This is a genomic window from Yimella sp. RIT 621 (genome assembly GCF_004146205.1).
Taxonomy (GTDB): domain Bacteria; phylum Actinomycetota; class Actinomycetes; order Actinomycetales; family Dermatophilaceae; genus Yimella; species Yimella lutea.
This window is the reverse complement of sequence record NZ_SEIP01000043.1, coordinates 1-346: the sequence shown is the minus strand read 5'-3', so window position 1 is coordinate 346 and position 346 is coordinate 1. Positions and strand designations below refer to the sequence as shown.

Below are 346 nucleotides of genomic sequence, written 5' to 3'. Positions count from 1 at the left end.
GTGAGGAAGACCTCCGGGTGAGGTGTGGAGCTACCACGCACCCACATTCACCACGGAGGTCTTCATGTCCCACGCTAACGCGACGCTCACACCGGCTGGCCGGCTCCGCTTGGCCAAGCTCGTCGTTGATGAGCAGTGGTCCTACGCGCATGCTGCTGAACGGTTTTCGGTCAGCATCACGACCGCACGCCGCTGGGCGTTGCGGTACCGGGAACATGGCCCGGCCGGGATGACCGACCGATCCTCACGACCACACCACTGTCCCCACCAGTTACCGCGGCGCACTGAACGCCGGATTATCAACCTGCGGGTGACACGCCGGTGGGGTCCGGCCCGTATCGCCTAC

The 346-nt window shown here is 65.0% G+C and carries 1 protein-coding gene; it reads left to right on the top strand.

Features of this window, described 5'->3' with window-relative positions; genetic code table 11:
- Nucleotides 1-64: 64 nt before the first annotated feature.
- A partial coding sequence (locus EU513_RS15605; RefSeq protein WP_168990322.1) for a leucine zipper domain-containing protein occupies nt 65-346 on the top strand: 282 nt, incomplete at its 3' end.